Source organism: Falsihalocynthiibacter sp. S25ZX9 (assembly GCF_041205405.1).
Taxonomy (GTDB): Bacteria; Pseudomonadota; Alphaproteobacteria; order Rhodobacterales; family Rhodobacteraceae; genus Falsihalocynthiibacter; species Falsihalocynthiibacter arcticus.
In genome coordinates this window covers 1-321 of record NZ_JBGFCD010000164.1, presented here as the reverse complement: position 1 = coordinate 321, position 321 = coordinate 1, and the positions used below count along the sequence as shown (strand labels likewise).

Below are 321 nucleotides of genomic sequence, written 5' to 3'. Positions count from 1 at the left end.
CTTGATGCGCACCGTCTGATAGAAGAGTTTATGGTGTTGGCAAATGTTGCCGCCGCTGAAACCTTGATCGAGAAAGAACAGCCGCTACTCTTTCGCGTGCACTAGGAACCAAGCGTTGAAAAGCTAGAGGCCTTGCGCGAGACTGCCATCTCTGCGGGCCTTGCTTTGGCAAAAGGGCAGGTGCTTAAAACCCGCCATTTTAACCAGCTCTTGGCACAAGCCGCAAAGACAGAACATGATGAGTTGATCAATATTTCGACCATTCGTTCGATGACGCAGGCCTACTATAGCCCCGAAAACTTTTCGCATTTTGGCCTCGCT

General features: G+C 50.5%; 1 pseudogene. It reads left to right on the top strand.

Features of this window, described 5'->3' with window-relative positions:
* A pseudogene (locus AB9F29_RS21735) lies at positions 1-321 on the top strand (RNB domain-containing ribonuclease); the annotation flags it as partial.